Below are 17,548 nucleotides of genomic sequence, written 5' to 3'. Positions count from 1 at the left end.
AGGAGGGGCTCAACGGATGCTCTCGGAATTAGCCAATGGATTAGCTGCTAAAGGGCATGAAGTGTGCTTTATCATGCCTCCTCAGGGTGTTGTGGAATATCCGGTTAATGTTAAAGTAATCAGGACCAAAGGCTCAACGATAACGTCAAGTGATATACCAACTGGCGATATTATCGTGTCGAATTTCTACACGTTAACGGATGTTTGTGAACAAGCTGCGAATAGCGGGAAAGGCGTTCACGTTCGTATTAGCTTATGTTATGAGCCTGTTTTTTTATCCGATCATGAGGCATCTTTTAGAAGCTATCATAGTAGTAAAAACCTTATTGTACTTTCAAACTGGCAGCAACAGCTTATTAACTTGAACCATGGAATTGAAGGGAAGATCGTGCCTGTAGGTGTGAGTGATGTTTTCAGGAATTTCAACAGTAAGTCAACGGTAGGGCTTCAGGTGACTAGTATGTTACGTATTCCTGAAGGCGGATATTCGTGGCATCGTGAACAAGAATATTTAATTGATGTGCTGACTATGGTCAAACAGAAATACCCAAAGGTGACAGTCAATTTAATTACCCCACCGAGTGAATTAAGGTCATCTCCAAAACTTCGGAAAATACATTCAAATCCCCTTTTTAATTCAATTACCCCAAGCAACGATGTACAGCTTGTCCAGCATTTAAATAATGCAGATATATTCGTTAGTTCATCCACGTATGATACGGCTTCACTTCCTGGACTTGAAGCAATGAAATGCGGTGCTGCCCTTGCTACCGTTTATTCTGGTGGAAATATGGATTATTGCAAACCAGGTCAAAATTGTCTTTTATCGTACCGCTATGAGAATAAACTCCTCAAGGATGTTACAACGCTTGTTGAACAACCAAAGCTAAGAAGTGTTTTGGCACAAGAGGGCCAGAAGGAAGCTGAAAAATGGACCTGGGGGAGAAGTGTCCAGCTATTTGAAGAAGCGCTTAAATTTTATATGGCAAAGGGAAAGTAGATCTACTATACTACCAATGACAAATAAGAAGGCCTGATCTGCCTAGATCAGGCCTTCTTTACGATTACCAATTCTTATCTTTTTCATAGCCTAATTCGATTAACAAGTCTCCTGCAACTGTTTTAAAATCACTCTTCAAATCCGCATCGAACTCCTTTTGCCAGTCACCTGAGGTCCCTTTTCTATATGTCAGAGACTTAGAGGGATCCGCATTACGCTGCATTTGTTCGATTACTTTGTCAATCTCAAGTGATTGTTTGTCAACATTTAGGTAATGAAGGATCCTGGCTAATTGTTCTTTTTGAGAGAAATCCGAATGAACGAGCGATTCATAAGAAATAGGAAGAACGCCATCTTCGTTTTTCCAGCCAAGAAACTTTCGATACCAATTGTTAATGTTTGGTCTTACTAGCCCTCCGGTTAGGTTTCCATTAATAAAATAGGAGCATCTTTCTTTAACAGACATATTATTCTCAGTAAAGAAACGGCGATAGGGGTGATCAGGAAATCTCATGAAAAAGTAAGCATATGAAACAACAATATCCCGTGGATCTCTATATAAAAAAAGTTGTTTAAGATGTAATTGTTTTATCATCTGAACGTACTCTTGTGAGTGAAAAAGATGACCATTTGCGAAATGATTTGGTTTTAATTTGGAAAGGATCTTTCTGTGCTCATCCAGCTGATGAAGATGACCGGGATAAATAAACGCGTCATGTTTTAAGTTAGGAACGCCTTCTAGTAATGGGCGAAGAAGGTGTGTTCCGCTTTTTGCAATTGAATTAACAAAAAAGGGCTTGATCAAGTCGGAAGAAGTCATATTATCATCCTTTCTTTGTTACTTTCTACTTCCAAGATATGTTTCTATTATGTATTTGGTTTGGATGATATCAACTAAGGAATATATCAAATTGTCTCATGCATTATTCACTTTGGATGCATAAGTTAGTAGTAGTAAAAATCAAGGGGGGAGTAGAAGGTGGATAAAGTCTCCATCATTATCCCGTTTTACAATTGTGCGTATATCGATCAATCGATTAGAAGTGCACTTAATCAAACATACAAAAATGTTGAGGTTATCGTAGTAAATGATGGTTCTACCATTCATCAGGAAAAAGTGCTACCTTTTTTGCAACAGATCACATACATTACAAAAGAAAACGGTGGAACAGCAAGTGCATTAAATTCAGGAATAAAGGTAGCTACAGGAGATTATTTTAGCTGGCTCAGTTCAGATGATATATATGAACCAGACAAAATTGAGAAGCAAATCAACTTTATGAAAACTCATTGCCTTTCTGCAAGTTATGCCTCATATATCCTTATTAATGAAAAGAGTGTTCCGGTGAGTGGTCCAATCGGTATGGAGTATCCTGATCGCCTATTATTTTATAGGAAATTGAAAAATGGGTGCCCTATAAATGGCTGTACAGTCATGTTGAAAATGGCCGTTTTTAACGAAGTAGGATTATTTGACGAATCGCTCCAATTCACACAGGATTATGATTTATGGCTTCGAGTACTACAAAAGCATTACTTCAAGTACCTTGCAAGCCCGATTGTAAGGTATCGTGTTCATCAAAATATGGGCACGAAAAAAAACGCAGTAGCGATAAAAAAAGAAATTCAGCTTGTGAAAAAGAAGCACAGAAAGGCTATGAAGGAATTAATTGTAAAAGAAGCAAAGAGGTATAAGCGTTAACTATTCAATAGCTAGAGCTATATGTATTTCTATAAACTCATTCAAGCTTTGCTTGTCATAAAGAAACACAAAAGAGACTGTCTCTTTTGTGTTTCTTTATTGGCTCTTTTCTAAAAGATTGTTGCTTTTAAAAGGCTTTTTTTAATAGAACCTGACTTAGCTAATTGGAGCGGAAGAATGCTCACCGCCCGCCCCGCGGAAAGCGAGCATTCTGGAGCGGAAATTGACATACTCTTTCAGCAGCATTATATACGAATAGAGCCTTTTTATTTTACTCTGACCGAGATGGCTTCCATGTTACTTTGCCACATGATCGACATCCAGATTTAGTTGCTGCTTTTGTTGATTTTGGTCTCCCTACTCTAGGACGACTTTTGACTTCTTTATAAAGTGCTTGTAAATCTTTCTTTCTCATCATGAACCTCCTGAACGTTTGCAAACTTTTTTCATATGTTAGCATATTCGACTAGAGGTTTAGACGTATAGGTTGATTACCTGCCTTTAAACGGATTAATAACAGATGTTCGATTTGATTTGTTTTGAAATTTAAACGGATTAAATGCAAGCGTATCACTATTGTCTTCCTTAGGCTGGAAGGGCTGAATGGTATTTTCTTCTTTAGGTTTTGTTGAAACTGGAACATCTTCTTGCAAATGAGCAGGAACATGGGCTAACTCTGGCCATTCACTATTTGGGACCTTTTGAATCGCTTGATTTTGAGCAAACACAGGATTAATTTGTTGAATCGTTTTGGCTGCAATTTTTCTATAATCTGTTAAAGATACTTTATACAAAGGTTTAAGTGACTTTCTTAGGAAAGCTTGAATAAGTAAATAACTTATCCATTTATCACTGTCACGTTTTGAATTCGGATGAAATCGAATCACGATGCTCGATCCTTTTGCAGGTAACCAAATTCCATCATAGATCATTGAATGAAGTTCTCTGTTCTTAGTCGAGGGTTGCCTTAGGTTGTAGGTGGTGTTGTTTATCGTAATTGAAATAGGATAAGAAATCGCATGATCCGATTGAATTGTTACATGTAAGTCAGCTGCTTGACTTGATTCGTTTTGCAAATCTAATCCAGTATGTTCTAACGCATGATGAAGTCGATTGTAGTTAGCTGTCGTTATCCCTGAAATTGAAACGTTATAATGTGCTAACCCTTCTCTTAATTCACCATTAGTTGGTTCAAACAAAAGCCCCCAATAGGGCGATAGAGTTTGAAGCATCTTACTTTCATCCTTATTTATCGTGGATATCTTAACGCCTTTCCAATAGATTGCACTCATAGGAACACATCTCTCCTTCTTTCAATCAGATCCCAGTTTCATCTCCATGTGATTTACAGTTCATAGAAATTTGGGCAGCCTTACTAGTTACATTTCTGTGCTCATTCCATACTATGTAGGGAATCAACCTATCATGTGAAAGAAAGGAAGGAACAATATGGGTCACAAGCCACATAAAAAACGCACAGTTCCTACTGCTACTAACAGCTTGCAGGATGAGTGCATTCGCGTTCAAAAAGTATACGACTGGGTGACCGATCAGCTATCAGTTAAAAAAGAAATTGAATTTACTGATGAGCAGATTGCTTGTATTGAAAAAGCGATGGGAGATCCATCACGCCGTCCATTACGTATCGTATGTAATGCCCCTGAGACTCCGCCTCTGTTCCCACTCTCTGGGAGTGAGGAAGAAGGAGAAGGATTTCTATGTGAACAAATCGGGGAGAAAAGAGATGTGAGTGTTGCCTTACCTGGAGGAGGAGGCTTTGCTGATGCACAATTAGTGGATCTTCTCTTTACAGCAGATATGCAGGTTATGGTAGTCGATCGAAATGGTGAGATTGTCACGGAGGTAAATTGTAATACCTCAGTACTCGAATCGTTTGTTCTTTGTTTCCCGAACGGAACAGACTTATATTGTAGAATCACAAAAATCATTTGCCGCATCCCGTCAGGCACTGTATTATTAAATTGTCCTTCACCAACATCATTTAAACTAGAAGTTATTTTCTGCGTTGATATCCAAGTAGAGGCAGAAGTAAAGCTCGAAGTTATGGCTAAATTCTGCTCACCTCGTAACAATGATTTGGATTTTGATGATGACGATTACCATGAATGTCCGCCGGTTGAATTCCCTGAACAGTGTCCAGATATCTTCCCGCGTCCTAGTTGTGATTGCACGCTTTCTGGAGAGGCTAGTGGAGAATGTGACTCTGAAGAAGATGCAGGTAAAATAACTCTTTATGCTGATATTTGCTCCGATTGCAGCATGGCAGATAGCAGAATGAAATTTAACTACTACGATACAGACTCTAGCGACGGGAAAAGAAACTTCACATATAAAGCAACAGGTTTCGATCAAAACACATTGCAGTGTAAAGAATGTGGAGACGGTCTGAAGTTCATTATTGAAGGTACTGGTGTTACAAGTCACGGAAAACATCGTGACTTTAAACTTGCAGCTGTCGTTGAAGAGGAGAACCAATGGTTCGAAGTCCACTTACTAAACCATAGGGGAGAAACAGTTTATAATTCTGGTATGGTTGAAGTTGAAGATGGCGAACTTGAAATTGATGACTGTATTAATTTTGATGACCTTAAGTATAAGAAAAAGCACTAAAAGTTAAGTGCAGGATTTCATTTCCTGCACTTTTTTGTTATGAAAAAGCATACATATAAAAGAGGATGAGTTTCTGTTAGGAGGGAGGAAGATCCATGCAAGGAGAAAAGCTAAGTTATTCCCGTTTGATTTCACGCACAAAGTTCTTTCAGGAGAAATCGCTAGAGCTTGAGAAAGAGTTAATCTTTGCAAAAGATCAACTTCAAACGTTTGAAGCCGAGTTATCTTCAAAAAAAGAAACGGATGAACAGTTGGATCAATTGAAAAAGGAATTAGAAGAGTTACAGCAAGATCTTGAAACCAAAACAAAAGAAAATGTAGAGAAAATCATTGAAATCGAAAAGAACAGTGTGGCTAACAACACTAAGAAAATATATGAAGTTAAAATAAAAAGCTATGAAGCTTTACTCGCTGATATGCAAATTGAGATTAATGAAAAAGATAAAATGCTTGATCATTTAAAAGGAAAAGTGAAATCGCTAGAAAAAAGAGCAAAGTACATGACAGCCCCGGAAATTGAGCTTGATGTTATTAAAAATGAAGAGGTTGAAGAGAATTATGCCATTGGTTACTTTAATACGTCGCTGATCTTAAGTGATAACAAATTATTGATTATTAGAGGGGATTTGACAATCGAGAACAGAGGGAACACAAATCTTCATACTCCAATTGTATGCTTTCGCTTTAATCCATTTGAGAAAGCGACATTGAAAGGGAAAATCTTTTCAATTGAAGAAGCAGAAACAAGAGGAGCTAATTCTAACGAACAAATCCAGTGGGTTTACACTGATCATGATTGGTATGATAAATCGAAAGAGAAAGGAGAAATATGGGTCGCGCCACTTCAACCGATCACGCTAAAGCCTGGTGAACAAATCGGAATTAACAATTTCCAGATACCGATTAAATCTGAGTTCAAAGAGGCGGTTAGTATCGAAGGATTTGTATATTTCCAAAGTGACAATTATCGAATCAGAGTCGCCAATCAAATCGCGATCAGTTATTAGTTCATCTAAGTTGCCCATACCCAAAGAGATTCCTGTGCATAGGATACTGTGTATTAGTAAAAAGGGGGAAGGCACTGAATGTCTGAAAAGAAAAGAAAGCCAAAAGTAATTCATGTTAATAAATTAATTGTTAAAGCAGATGAAGTCATTATTCACGATGAACGAAATCACCACAAAAGAGAAGAACAACAAGAGGAACCTAGAGATGTTCGCAAAGATCCGTGGGGTTTCTTTGGACCAAGTTCAAACGATACAAGTGAAGAGAATGAACAAAGTGAAAGTAAAGACCAGAATGAAGAAGCCAGTGAGAACGATGAACCAAAAGGATTTTCTTGGTTTTAAGAGCAGGAAGTATCTGCTCTTTTTTTTATTAATCCATTTTCTGCAAAAAGACCCCTTCATCTACTTTCCACTCCAGTAGTAAAACTTGCTCTGGGTGGTCGATCTTATGTTTTTTTAGGGTTTTATTAAGCCAGTTTTCATCTAGGCCAGCTTCCTTCAAATTCCCCCAATCCACTTTTCCATCAGAAATAATCGAATATGCTAAATAACTTCTCTCTGGTTTCAGATTCAGATCTTCTCTAGTTGTTTGTTGATAACCTGATTTTTTAAGAACACTAATGCTTCCATTCGTTTCAAGTACAGCAAATTCAATTTCTTGCATAGAGAAGACGTCTTTTTGCCTTAAAAGGTTTTGAAGTTGATTGATATCAAGTTTGTTTTTCTTTAGCTGATCTCGCTTGATTTGACCGTTATGAATGACAATGGCTGGACTTCCTTCAAGGATTGCTCTGGTGCCGCGAAATTTTTGAGTAATCCATTCAACAAAGTAAATTAAAATGCCCCAAAGGAAAACGGAATACATAATTGAAAAGATATTAACATGCTTATCATAAATGGCATTTCCAACTAGTTCTCCAAGTACAAGGGAAGAAATAAAGTCGAAAGGTGTGATTTGGGTTATCTGCGTTTTACCTAGAGCTTTTGTTAGAATCAATAACGCGACGAAACCAACGAGTAACTCAAGCGTAATAGATCCAATATTCAAAGGAACACCTTCTCCGTTTCGATTTGCTTTCTTAGCATGTGCGAAAGGAAGGTGAATTAATTATAAAGTAGTTTACTTTTTCTAGTTGTAAAAAAAACGAACCAATTCAAATCTCCTGGAAGTAAGAGTAAGGTATTTGGATAATCCAAAGTGATGTAAGAATACAAAAAGACACTGGCGATTACCAGTGTCAAAGTTCTTTCGTCATTGTTACGTGGGGGATACCTGCGTCCATAAATTCTCCAGAAACTGTTTCGTACCCAAGCTTATTGTAGAATCCTACTGCCGACAATTGTGCATTAAGCTTCATTTTGGAGAGCTTCAGTTTCTCTGCTTGTTCTTCGATTGTACTCATTAATTCTTGGCCAAGACCCGTTTTTCGATAAGAACTTAATACGCAAATCCGCTCAACTTTAGCCATTTGATCGACTACTCTAATGCGACCAGCAGCCACAGGAGTTCGATCATCATAAGCTACAAAATGAGTTGCGTCATTTTCGTGCTCATCTATTTCAAGTTCAGCCGGAACTTTTTGCTCTTCTACAAAAACAGTATTTCTTACCGTAAATGCATCATCTAGCTCATTCTTAGATTCGACGACCTTCACTATCATTAGCGAACTTTGCCAAGGTGGAACGTTTCAAAAACAGTCCACATCCCATTTTCAAGCTGATATAAGAGCTGGAATCGATCAATTAATTCTTCATGGTTAACTTCTTTCATCTTCATGCTTCCGTATACGTCAGAATGCTCATCATCCGAAAGGTTTTGAGCGATCGTAATGTGTGGGACAAAGTTATAATCTCTTTCTGACAATGCTTCTACTGGATTCAACTGTCGGTGTAAATCATCTAGTACTTCGTTTTCCTTTACTTTAAGGTAAATGACATTATTAACAGGATTAAACGATCCAACTTTATAAACATGCAAAGAAAATGGTTTCGATTCGTCAGAAATCTTGTGCAATACAGGTGTTAGCTTCTGGATTTCTTCTTCTGTTGCATCAAAGCCTTCCCTGAGCGTCAAGTGTGGTGGAATGAGCGCATAATGCGGATCATAACGTTTACGGTAGGAGTTAGCAACGTCTTGTAGTTTTTTCGATGGGAAAATTGCAATGCCGTATTTCATATTCCATTCCCTCCTGGTTGATGTACTCGATAGTCATAGATGGACGAGTCATATAATGTTCCATTTATAATTATACCAAAAATTCAAAAATAAGAAATGGTAGAGACTATTACAGTTTAAACATGTGCAAAAGCGCCCGTTTCATGTCCGGCTGCCAATGCTTCCAAAGATGACCACCCTCGAATTCATCATAAAAATAATCAAAACCTTTATCATCAATGATTTGGTTAAGCTCACGATTTGGCTCAATAAAATTCTTTGTCTTACCATCTGTCGTCGGAACTTCCGTTTCTTCCGTTCCAATGATGTGATAAATGTCAATCAGCTCAGGTTCAGGGAATTTTTGCACTTTCTCCATTATTTCTTCATTCACAAATGGTGAATGAAGAATAGCTCTGCCAAATGTACGGGGATAGTCAAGTGCAGCTCGTAATGCAACGGTTGCTGCAAGTGAGTCACCGATTAACCCTCTACCGTAGCCAAGATGGTAAGTTGCATATTCCTTATCTAGATAGGGAACGAGTTCATTCGCAAGAAACCTTAAGTAATCATCGCTCTGCTCACCGTCTGGATGGTATTTTCTCCAACGATCTTCAACGCTCTTATATGGAATGCCTACGATAATTAGTTCTTCAATCTCATCGTTTTCAATAAGTTCATCAGCTGTGCGACCAAGTCTACCTAGTTTAAAGTAATCGCTACCATCATTCGCGATTAAAAACGAATATTTATAAAGCGGTGAATAGTTGTAAGGTAAATAAACTTGAAATGGAATTTCTTCATTTAGATAATTACTGTAAATTGTTTCATCTTTGTATGTACCTCTGTTCATGTCAGTGCCTCCTGAATCGTTGTTAGGAATTCTAATAAGTCATTATCTCACAAGCAAATGGGTGATTCACCTGCTATAATGTGATTGGTTGAAATTTTCACTTTATTTGACAATCTAAAAATAGTAAGTGATATAATGATTCTAACATAGATGCATTATGTGTTTACAGAGAGGGGTTCTATCATGAGAAAACGTGTGCATAGTAGAGAAACAGAGGCAGCAGCGAAAGCCCTAATTAAAGAACGTGGTGTTACAATTGAGGATATCGCAGAGATTGTATTCGAAATGCAATCTCCATATGTAGAAGATTTATCGATGGCTGATTGTACGGAAAGTGTAGAGGCAGTCCTTACAAAACGCGAAATTCAGCATGCCGTGCTAGTTGGAGTTGAACTGGACAAGCTTGCTGAACAAGGAAAGCTATCCGAGCCTCTTCAATCGATTGTTGAAACAGATGAAGGTTTATTCGGTGTAGATGAGACAATTGCGCTTGGTGCCGTATTTGGCTATGGTAGCATTGCCGTTACAACGTTTGGTCATCTTGATAAACAGAAGTTCGGTATCATCGAGAAACTTGATACGAAAGAAGGCAAAGGCGTTCACACTTTCTTAGATGACCTTATTGCTAGTATCGCAGCGAATGCTTCAAGTCGCCTTGCTCATCGATTAAGAGATCGTGAAGAAGCACTTGATAAAGAAGAGCGTGAGAAAAGAGATAAAGAAGAAAGAATTGGTTAGTTAAGAGGGAGCACATACAGTGCTCCTTTATCGTACTATTTCACAAGAAAGTATTGACAGAAATTGAATTCCTCGGGTATATTTATAAATGTCTTTAATTGATCCGTTAGCTCAGTTGGGAGAGCGCTACCTTGACAGGGTAGAGGTCGTTGGTTCGAGCCCAATACGGATCACCATACATAACTAATTCAAACGGCATCTCGATTATTTCGAGATGCCGTTTTTTAATGGTTTATTAAAGGGCTCTTTTCGTAGACATTGTTGCTATAAAAATATGGGGTGGTGATTTCCGCTCCAGGATGCAGGAGTCGAGCATCCTTCCGCTCCAATTAGCTATGTGCTGTTGTTTAAATGATTGTTATTGAAAAAATTACACTTAGCACCAGCACCCTGGAGCGAAAGTTAACCCACCCTAATAGAGCCAAACCACATTAAAACTCCGGCAAATAATCCAAGTTATTTTCTTTTAATCCATCAGGTTCGCTTCGAATAATTTCACGTCCGTATTTTTGAAAAACGTCTATCCCTGATAGAGAACCATTTTTTGCTGCTTCTAATGCTTGAAGGTAATCCAGCTCTTCTCCAGTATTTGTTTGGAATGCAATGAGGTCACCATCATCATTTTTCCGAACTGCTGTAATCCTCATGCCATCTGTATTCTCTAGATGTGTTTCCCCTCCAGATCCATTGCTAAGATAATTTTGATAAGCTTTATCAAAACGATCCATGTTTATCATCTCCTTAAGATTGATTAGCGATTTGAAGCAGTGATGAGATATCAACTCGCCATCGGCTAGATAGCGGATCGCGTTTAGCAGGAAGAGTAATGACGGTGGTGATCGTTCCACTTTCTTTAATATAGACTTCGACTTTTGTTTCATTCTCATGTAGAAATAGATTGTTCTTAGATCGTTCACTTTTTATTACTTTCCAATTCGTAACGTGAATGCCAGAAAGGGACTTTAAGTTTACCTGTTCATAAGGAACGATTTGTCGTAAGAGGGTGGTATCCGAATTATTAATAGCAATCATAAGAGAATCGACTATTTCAGAGGGGCTTTGTTTACTTAAATGCTCCTCTATTTTACCTGCTGCTTTAAGTATCATTAGTTTGTGTGCAGGATCAGGACTAGATGAGCCGTGTGTGGTACTGTTTAGAAAGTGTAGACAAAAGTGCCCGTTGAATCCATTGTCTAATGCACCTGCTCCGTGTGGCATCCCATTCATGGAGGCGGCTATCATTTGCCCATCAGCGATTACAATAGCAGCTCTGCGCTTCCAACTCCACTTTGTATAAATTTCTTTCATTACTTCCGTATCTTTGTTTGTTAACGGTTGAATATCAGCATGCCGACTACCAGCCCTTCTTTGAACTTGAAAAGACTTGCCACTTTCAACATCAACGATCGTGAAAATCGATTTACGCGGAACTATTTCATCTGCTTTCTCCCATTTAAGTAGTTTCACTTCTCCATCCAAAGGGAGTACTTGATTTATGCTGTTTTGCGAAGATACTTGTACAGGTAGCGTTAGAAGTAAGAGCATAAATAGAGCTGTCGCAAGTTTTTTCATCTTCTTCACCCTTTAGTTAATGGAATCATTCATTATTTTGTACAAGCATGGATTGTATATACTTAGTTACGTGTAGATAACTCTTCGCTTATTTGTAAATATTCGAAATACTAAGAGATATTTTTTAGGTTTTGAACAAAGAGATGATATAATTACGTCAACGACACCAAAAGGAGACCGCCTATGGGATATAAAAAAGAAGGAAAAGGGAATTCTTCCTTAATTGAAGACGGCTCTAAGGAAACAACTGAACTACAAACCGAGCTAATTGAAAATAACTATAAGCTTCATCATATTTTTAATCATTCGAGAGATGGTATGACATTATCAACTCAAAAAGGAACGCTTATTGAAGTGAATCAGGCTTGTTGTGAGATATTCGAGCTTGATAAAGAAACAATTAAGACTAAAATCATTGGGTATCACGTAGCTCCTGAAGGAAGAGAAGCCTTTAGGAAGATGAGGAGCGAGTTACAAGAAAAGGGGTACGTTGTAGAGAAACTGCCAATCATTCTGATGAATGGAAAACGTAAGGTTGTTGAACTGTCTATCACCCTACAAGCATATAGAGACCTGAATTTATCGATTATAAGAGACGTTACGTTAGAAACCGATCTTCTTAATAAAATGATGGAGAACCAAGAGAAATTAACGAGTGTATTTGAGTGTGCTCTTGATGGGATCATCATTTGGAACGAGGATCGTTCCATTGTTGATGCAAACCCTGCTGCTTGTGAACTATTTAATCTTAGCCGAGAGGAAATTAAATTATATAATTTATTTGATTTCCTCGAAGGTACAAACGTTTCAATCGGTAAATCGTTTCAAAAACAATTAGAAGAACGTGGAGAAATACGAGGTGATATTCAATTCACGATGGCTGGCGGGAATAAGAAGCATCTTGAATTTACTTCAAAGAAAAGTATATACGGAAATTTATACATGACCATTTACCGTGATATTACAGAGACGAAAAAAATGATCGTTGAACTAAAAGAAAGTGAAGAACGTTTTCGCAGATTATTTGAAGGCGCACTGGATGGCATGGCTATATTAAATGAAGAAGGTATATTTGTTAATTTGAATCGTGCGTGCTGTCGAATGTTTGATATTGATTATAACTCTGTGATTCATTCTCATTACTCAGAACTTGAGAATAAATGTGAGATTATGTGGGATCATTCATCAGAATATGGCAGAAGTGGTGAAGGGAAACGAATTAATCCTATAACGAATGAAACTCAAGTGTTTAATTTCACTTTAAGCTATCATATTTACCCAGGGCATCACCTTGTCATTATTCGTGATGTGACTGAGATGAAAAACGCTGAAGAAAACTTGCGTAAAACAGAAACAAGCCATGTTCTTGGTGATTTAGCTGCAGGAGTGGCTCACGAGATAAGAAATCCACTTTCAACGATAAAGGGATTTCTGCAGCTTCTAGCTGGGAACGATTCCGTTAATCAAGAACTCTTAAAAGTAGTTGGCAGTGAAATGGAGCAGGTAGAGGAAATTGTGAACGAGTTTCTTCTTTTATCCAAGCGGGAATTCTCCTCCTTTGAGTCTGTTAATATGAACACACTTCTCAAAGAAGTGATTGAGCGTCTGTCTACGAAGGCTATTGATAGCGGTATTGATATGATTGAAGTATATGGGGATGCAGAAATCTATTGTGAATGCATCCGATCGCATATTAATCAAGTCCTAACGAATATCATTGAGAATGGTATCGAATCTATGTCTATTGGCGGTACTTTACGAGTTACACTCACTGATAAGAGAAGTGAAGTGATGATTGAAGTTGAAGACAATGGGGACGGTATTCCGCTTCATCTTATTGATCGACTTGGAGAACCATACTACCAAACGTCCGAGAAAGGAACTGGTCTTGGTTTAATGGTAAGTTATAAAGTAGTAAAAGAGCACGGAGGGCACATTGACGTTAGTAGTAAACAGGGAATAGGAACCATCTTCCAAATTACGCTACCATCTCATGTGGATCAGAATAAGAATCGTATAGGAATTAGGAGTGAAAAAAGTGATTGCGATTAATCATCTTCATCATGTAAGTCTTGCTGTAACGGACCTTGATAGAGCGAAATCTTTTTATAGTCATATTCTATGCTTAAATGAAATAGAAAGGCCAGCCTTTGATTTCCCTGGTGCCTGGTATCAAGTAGGCAGTCAGCAATTGCATTTGATCGTTTATCCTGAAGCTTCAACACTTAGAGGCACAGATGAACTAACATCGAGAGAAGGTCACTTTGCGTTTCGGGTTAAAAGTTATGAAGAAACGTTAAAATGGCTGAAATCAACCGGAATCGAAATACACGAAAATTACTATAGTAAAAGTGGGTTCGCTCAACTATTTGTCTCTGATCCTGATGGGAATTTAATTGAATTAAATATTGAACGGTAACTAAAAAGATGTCCCTATTAGATGTTAGGGGACATCTTTTTTATGTTTATTTAGTCTTTATACTAAAGGCTCTTTTCATAGACATTGTTGCTTTTAGATAAGTGGTTAATTTCCGCTCCAGGATGCTCGCTTTCCACGGGGCGGGCGGTGAGCCTCCTCGTCGCTAACGCTCCTGTGGGGTCTCACCTGTCCCGCTAGTCCCGCAGGAGTCGAGCATCCTTCCGCTCCAATTTGCGAAGTTTGGTTTTTATACAATATACGATTCAAAAGCAACAATCTTTTATAAAAAGCCACATAGCTAATTGGAGCATCCAGTAGCGGAATTTATCCACTACTCTATTAGCGACAATGTCTACGTAGAAGGGAATTCATTGTTCTCACGCTGGGGATTTGCATTTTTCTTAGCATCTTTTATTACCCTCTTAGCTTTCTCAGCTTGTTGCTGCTCATTTTTCGCCTTATCCTCTATTTGTTTAACATCTTCTCTAGAATGGTCCAACTCATCACCTCCTTTGTCTATAGAATCCTTTTTAACTCCAATACCCACCAAGATAAAAGAATAACCCAATTTAGGTGTTTAACCAGGACTATACTACCTCGGACAATCATACCTTGATAGAAAAGAGGTTGGGGAGGTAGGTTATGGCCTTAGTCATGCTCATACTGCTCGTTACTTTTTTAGGTCTTGCGTTATTTATGGTTGTCATATGGAATGGGATAAAAACGGATTCTGCTGATTATGATCGAGAATTTTTATGGCGACATTATGAAGAAATCATTAAAAAAGAGGATGTTTTCTAACCCGCATTGCGGGTTTTTTTGTTTTATTATTATTGAGTCATTTTGAATTGTCTATGTTAATGAACAGTGTTGATTTTTGGCTCATTCGAGTGAAACTTAGGTTTCACTCGAATGAGCCAAAAATCGAGAAATCGAAAATATGATCTCACATAGCCTTTGGATTATAGGATTGATCGTAATCTCGGAAGGGAAGTGTGTTTAGGGTTTCTAATTGAAGAGAATAGGGTATTTTAGAAATGAATTGAGGTGGAAGAGTGATGGGAATTCGTAAAAGACTTAGAAGAAATCGAACACAGAAGAAAGGTATGCCTCCAGGCTCTCTTGTTTACATAGGTGAAGAGAAAACAGAGAAAGTAAGCGTAACAGCTGTGGAGTTTGATGACCAAGATCTAAACGAATATGAAGATATTTCTTTGGAGAAATTGAGTGAAGTATTTCACTCAGATAAAGTAACTTGGATAAATGTAAATGGTGTACATAACGTTCAATTAGTAGATGAGATTAGCAAGATGGTCGGTCTACATCCATTAACGACAGAAGATATATTAAATACGGAACATAGACCAAAGATTGATTTTTTTGAAGATCACCTACTTGGCATAGTAAAAATGCTCGATTTAGCGCCAAATAGTACTGATTTAGACATTGAACAAGTAAGCTTTATTTTAACTGAGAACACTGTGATTACATTTCAAGAAAAACACGGTGATTTGTTTGATCCCGTTCGATTGCAATTAAAGGAGAGCAAAGGAAGAATAAGGAAAACAGGGGCTGATTTTCTCTTTTATTCACTTTTGGATGTGATATTTGATCAGTACCTTATCATTATGGATGAGATGGATGATCGGATTGCCGAATTAGAGGGCATGATTATGGAGAATCCAGATAATCACTCTTTACAGGATATCAATGAGTACAAAAATACAATTTTACAACTTAAGAAAACGGTTTGGCCCGTTCGTGAAGTTGTAAATAAATTGATTAATCGTAAAGTATCGTATATAAAGGAAGACATTTCATTCTATTTACAGGATATTCACGACCATATTGTTCAAGCAAACGACATGGTTGAAACATCTAGAGGTCAGCTATACGGATTACTTGATGTGTATTACTCAAGCTTAAGCATGAAAATGAATGAAATTATGAAAGTACTTACGATCGTATCAACGATCTTCATTCCTTTAACATTTATTGCAGGTATTTATGGGATGAACTTTACTAATATGCCAGAATTGGACTGGCAGTGGAGTTACCCTGCGGTTTGGATTGTGATGATTATAATAACGGGTCTTATGCTTGTTTACTTCAAGCGTAAAAACTGGTTTTAGGAGGAGTCATAGATGAAGGAAGTTGTTATTGTAACAGGAGCTGGTCACGGTATTGGGAGAGGTGTAGCCATTGCTTATTCCGAGAAAGGAAGTCAAGTAATCCTCGCAGATGTAAACGAAGCTGGATGTAACGAAACGGCTAGTTTAATGAAGGATGAAACGTCTGATATTATCGTTACAGATGTTAGTAATCCAGACCAAATTCAACAGTTAATGAACCAAACGGAGGAGAAATACGGTCGCCTTGATGTTCTTGTTAACAATGCTGGCTTGACAGCTTTTAAACAAATGGATGAACTCTCCGTTGAAGAGTGGGACCACGTAATAAATACGAACTTAAGAAGTGTGTTTCTTGGCTCACGGGGCGCAGCTGCCCTTATGAGAAAGAGTGGAGGTGGCTCAATCATTAATATAGCATCAACGAGAGCTTCAATGTCTGAACCAAATAGTGAAGCATATGCCGCTACTAAAGGAGGGATTGTGGCGCTATCACATGCGCTTGCCATCTCTCTTTCGAAAGATAAAATTACTGTTAATTCCATTAGCCCAGGATGGATTGAAGTTGAAGATTATGCATCATTACGTGATATTGATCACGAACAGCACCCATCGAGAAGAGTTGGTAAACCGTCGGATATAGGCAGAGCATGTCTCTTTTTATCCAATCCTGAAAATGATTTTGTGACGGGAGAGAACCTTGTCGTTGATGGGGGCATGACCCGGAAAATGATTTATGAACATTAATGGAGTAACAGTTAACGGACAATCCCCTTTCGTGTTACTATAATAAAAGACCTTCATTACAGAAATAATACGAAGCGAATTATGCTTGAGGGGACGTTTTAAATGGCTAAACATATGGATTTACCTAATTTGTATGAAACAGGAATTGATGATCTCGTCATTTCCGCAGAAAAAGTCGCGCATGTTCAACTTACTAACCCATTGGAACACGCCATGCTTATTTTAATTAAATCTGGCTATTCTTCTATACCTGTTCTAGATACTCAGTATCGGTTAAAAGGATTAATTAGTCAGCCGCTCATTCTAGATTCTATTCTAGGCATTGAGCGAATTGAATTTGAGAAATTAAGTGAGTACGTAGTCGAAGATGTAATGAATACAGAAATTCCATGTATTAACGAGAAAGATGGTTTCTTTAAGGGGTTAAAGCTTTCGATTGATCATCCCTTTTTGTGTGTTGTAGATGATGAGTTTATATTCAAAGGAATCTTAACAAGAAGAGCGCTTTTGAAATTTGTGAATCGGTACTTGCACGAATCTTCTGTTAGGTAATCTTAAGAAGTTAACCCGGTACGTAGACCGGGTTTTTTACATA

General features: G+C 37.9%; 22 protein-coding genes and 1 tRNA gene. 13 read left to right on the top strand and 10 right to left on the bottom strand.

Annotated elements, in window-relative coordinates; all coding sequences use genetic code 11:
• Positions 1-16 precede the first annotated feature (16 nt).
• Complete coding sequence (locus tag AB986_RS06270) at positions 17-1,000, top strand: glycosyltransferase (protein ID WP_053216053.1); 984 nt, start codon at positions 17-19, stop codon at positions 998-1,000.
• A 64-nt stretch (positions 1,001-1,064) separates the two neighbouring features.
• Here the strand turns inward: AB986_RS06270 and AB986_RS21075 are convergent, their stop codons facing one another.
• On the bottom strand, positions 1,065-1,820 hold the full coding sequence (locus tag AB986_RS21075; protein ID WP_053216052.1) for a sulfotransferase domain-containing protein: 756 nt from the start codon (positions 1,818-1,820) through the stop codon (positions 1,065-1,067).
• A 159-nt stretch (positions 1,821-1,979) separates the two neighbouring features.
• On the opposite strand from AB986_RS21075, the gene AB986_RS06260 reads away from it, so the two are divergent.
• On the top strand, positions 1,980-2,702 hold the full coding sequence (locus AB986_RS06260) for a glycosyltransferase (RefSeq protein ID WP_048310006.1): 723 nt from the start codon (positions 1,980-1,982) through the stop codon (positions 2,700-2,702).
• A 271-nt stretch (positions 2,703-2,973) separates the two neighbouring features.
• On the opposite strand, the gene AB986_RS22275 is transcribed toward AB986_RS06260, so the two are convergent.
• Both AB986_RS22275 and AB986_RS06255 read right to left on the bottom strand, forming a co-directional pair.
• Positions 2,974-3,120: a hypothetical protein gene (locus tag AB986_RS22275; RefSeq protein WP_161797339.1), complete on the bottom strand. Its 147-nt coding sequence runs from the start codon at positions 3,118-3,120 to the stop codon at positions 2,974-2,976.
• A 73-nt stretch (positions 3,121-3,193) separates the two neighbouring features.
• Positions 3,194-3,994 (bottom strand): hypothetical protein, encoded by an 801-nt coding sequence (locus tag AB986_RS06255; RefSeq protein WP_048310005.1) that lies wholly within the window; start codon positions 3,992-3,994, stop codon positions 3,194-3,196.
• A gap of 157 nt (positions 3,995-4,151) precedes the next feature.
• Between AB986_RS06255 and AB986_RS21070 the strand changes: the two genes are divergently transcribed.
• The 3 genes from AB986_RS21070 to AB986_RS06240 all read left to right on the top strand — a co-directional run bounded on the left by AB986_RS21070 (position 4,152) and on the right by AB986_RS06240 (position 6,682).
• Positions 4,152-5,333, top strand: coding sequence for a BMQ_0737 family morphogenetic spore coat protein (locus AB986_RS21070; protein WP_053216051.1), 1,182 nt, complete (start codon positions 4,152-4,154; stop codon positions 5,331-5,333).
• 95 nt (positions 5,334-5,428) lie between these two features.
• On the top strand, positions 5,429-6,340 hold the full coding sequence (locus AB986_RS06245; RefSeq protein ID WP_048310004.1) for a hypothetical protein: 912 nt from the start codon (positions 5,429-5,431) through the stop codon (positions 6,338-6,340).
• A 78-nt stretch (positions 6,341-6,418) separates the two neighbouring features.
• On the top strand, positions 6,419-6,682 hold the full coding sequence (locus AB986_RS06240) for a hypothetical protein (RefSeq protein ID WP_048310003.1): 264 nt from the start codon (positions 6,419-6,421) through the stop codon (positions 6,680-6,682).
• A gap of 28 nt (positions 6,683-6,710) precedes the next feature.
• On the opposite strand, the gene AB986_RS06235 is transcribed toward AB986_RS06240, so the two are convergent.
• The 4 genes from AB986_RS06235 to AB986_RS06220 form a co-directional block, all read right to left on the bottom strand.
• Positions 6,711-7,388 (bottom strand): DUF421 domain-containing protein, encoded by a 678-nt coding sequence (locus AB986_RS06235; protein WP_048310002.1) that lies wholly within the window; start codon positions 7,386-7,388, stop codon positions 6,711-6,713.
• A gap of 190 nt (positions 7,389-7,578) precedes the next feature.
• On the bottom strand, positions 7,579-8,001 hold the full coding sequence (locus AB986_RS06230; RefSeq protein WP_048310001.1) for a GNAT family N-acetyltransferase: 423 nt from the start codon (positions 7,999-8,001) through the stop codon (positions 7,579-7,581).
• Positions 8,001-8,516, bottom strand: coding sequence for a YjcG family protein (locus AB986_RS06225; protein ID WP_048310000.1), 516 nt, complete (start codon positions 8,514-8,516; stop codon positions 8,001-8,003). The genes AB986_RS06230 and AB986_RS06225 overlap by 1 nt, the downstream gene beginning before the upstream one ends.
• Before the next feature lie 109 nt (positions 8,517-8,625).
• A complete protein-coding gene (locus AB986_RS06220) occupies positions 8,626-9,348 on the bottom strand; it encodes an alpha/beta hydrolase (protein WP_048309999.1) in 723 nt (240 codons plus the stop codon).
• Positions 9,349-9,531: 183 nt separating this feature from the next.
• On the opposite strand from AB986_RS06220, the gene AB986_RS06215 reads away from it, so the two are divergent.
• Positions 9,532-10,086, top strand: coding sequence for a phosphatidylglycerophosphatase A family protein (locus AB986_RS06215; RefSeq protein WP_048309998.1), 555 nt, complete (start codon positions 9,532-9,534; stop codon positions 10,084-10,086).
• 100 nt (positions 10,087-10,186) lie between these two features.
• Positions 10,187-10,262: transfer RNA gene (locus AB986_RS06210), tRNA-Val, on the top strand.
• Between the two features lie 255 nt (positions 10,263-10,517).
• On the opposite strand, the gene AB986_RS06205 is transcribed toward AB986_RS06210, so the two are convergent.
• Positions 10,518-10,814: a DUF3892 domain-containing protein gene (locus AB986_RS06205; RefSeq protein ID WP_048309997.1), complete on the bottom strand. Its 297-nt coding sequence runs from the start codon at positions 10,812-10,814 to the stop codon at positions 10,518-10,520.
• Between the two features lie 13 nt (positions 10,815-10,827).
• A complete protein-coding gene (locus AB986_RS06200) occupies positions 10,828-11,658 on the bottom strand; it encodes a hypothetical protein (protein ID WP_048309996.1) in 831 nt (276 codons plus the stop codon).
• Between the two features lie 183 nt (positions 11,659-11,841).
• On the opposite strand from AB986_RS06200, the gene AB986_RS06195 reads away from it, so the two are divergent.
• Both AB986_RS06195 and AB986_RS06190 read left to right on the top strand, forming a co-directional pair.
• Positions 11,842-13,710: a PAS domain-containing protein gene (locus AB986_RS06195; protein WP_048309995.1), complete on the top strand. Its 1,869-nt coding sequence runs from the start codon at positions 11,842-11,844 to the stop codon at positions 13,708-13,710.
• On the top strand, positions 13,697-14,077 hold the full coding sequence (locus tag AB986_RS06190) for a VOC family protein (RefSeq protein ID WP_048309994.1): 381 nt from the start codon (positions 13,697-13,699) through the stop codon (positions 14,075-14,077). The genes AB986_RS06195 and AB986_RS06190 overlap by 14 nt, the downstream gene beginning before the upstream one ends.
• 352 nt (positions 14,078-14,429) lie before the next feature.
• Here AB986_RS06190 and AB986_RS22270 read toward each other — a convergent pair whose 3' ends face one another.
• Positions 14,430-14,576, bottom strand: a complete 147-nt coding sequence (locus AB986_RS22270) for a hypothetical protein (protein ID WP_161797338.1) — start codon at positions 14,574-14,576, stop codon at positions 14,430-14,432.
• Between the two features lie 143 nt (positions 14,577-14,719).
• On the opposite strand from AB986_RS22270, the gene AB986_RS22265 reads away from it, so the two are divergent.
• The 4 genes from AB986_RS22265 to cbpB all read left to right on the top strand — a co-directional run bounded on the left by AB986_RS22265 (position 14,720) and on the right by cbpB (position 17,505).
• Complete coding sequence (locus AB986_RS22265; protein WP_161797337.1) at positions 14,720-14,878, top strand: hypothetical protein; 159 nt, start codon at positions 14,720-14,722, stop codon at positions 14,876-14,878.
• A 257-nt stretch (positions 14,879-15,135) separates the two neighbouring features.
• On the top strand, positions 15,136-16,209 hold the full coding sequence (gene corA / locus AB986_RS06185) for a magnesium/cobalt transporter CorA (RefSeq protein ID WP_048309993.1): 1,074 nt from the start codon (positions 15,136-15,138) through the stop codon (positions 16,207-16,209).
• 12 nt (positions 16,210-16,221) lie between these two features.
• Positions 16,222-16,953 (top strand): SDR family NAD(P)-dependent oxidoreductase, encoded by a 732-nt coding sequence (locus AB986_RS06180; protein ID WP_048309992.1) that lies wholly within the window; start codon positions 16,222-16,224, stop codon positions 16,951-16,953.
• Positions 16,954-17,055: 102 nt separating this feature from the next.
• Positions 17,056-17,505 carry a cyclic-di-AMP-binding protein CbpB gene (gene cbpB, locus AB986_RS06175; RefSeq protein WP_048309991.1) on the top strand — a complete coding sequence of 150 codons (450 nt, stop codon included), beginning with the start codon at positions 17,056-17,058 and terminating at the stop codon, positions 17,503-17,505.
• The last annotated feature ends 43 nt before the right edge of the window (positions 17,506-17,548 follow it).

The organism is Guptibacillus hwajinpoensis, assembly GCF_001039475.1.
Lineage (GTDB): Bacteria > Bacillota > Bacilli > Bacillales > Guptibacillaceae > Guptibacillus > Guptibacillus hwajinpoensis.
Note: the sequence above shows the minus strand (reverse complement) of the source record. Positions and strands in the feature narration are given on the sequence as shown.